Source organism: Corallococcus sicarius, assembly GCF_003611735.1.
GTDB lineage: Bacteria > Myxococcota > Myxococcia > Myxococcales > Myxococcaceae > Corallococcus > Corallococcus sicarius.
The window spans coordinates 1-435 of the sequence record NZ_RAWG01000754.1 but is presented as its reverse complement, the minus strand read 5'-3'; the positions used below and the strand labels follow the sequence as shown (position 1 = coordinate 435).

The window sequence follows — 435 nt, the reverse complement described above, 5'->3', positions numbered from 1 at the left end:
CTGCGCCGCCAGCCCACCGACTACACGCCGCTGTGGCTGATGCGCCAGGCGGGCCGCTATCTGCCAGAGTACAACGCCACGCGCGCGCGGGCCGGCAGCTTTCTCGGCCTGGCCAAGTCGCCGGCGTATGCGACCGAGGTGACGTTGCAGCCGCTGGATCGCTACCCGTTGGACGCGGCAATCCTGTTTTCCGACATCCTGACCGTGCCCGACGCCATGGGCCTGGGGCTGTCGTTTGCACAGGGCGAGGGCCCGCGCTTTGCCAAGCCGGTGCGCACGGAAGCCGATGTGGCGGCGCTGTCGGTGCCGGACATGTCGTCTCTGCAATACGTGTTCGACGCCATGGCGGAAATCCGCCGTGCGCTCGTGCAGGACGGCCGCCAGCGTGTGCCGCTCATCGGCTTCTCGGGCAGCCCGTGGACGCTCGCCTGTTAC

1 protein-coding gene is annotated in these 435 nt (G+C 69.0%); it reads left to right on the top strand.

What is annotated here, in order from left to right; genetic code table 11:
- Positions 1–435, top strand: a 435-nt coding sequence (locus tag D7X12_RS45760) for a uroporphyrinogen decarboxylase family protein (RefSeq protein WP_279637308.1), incomplete at both ends; no start/stop codon positions are given.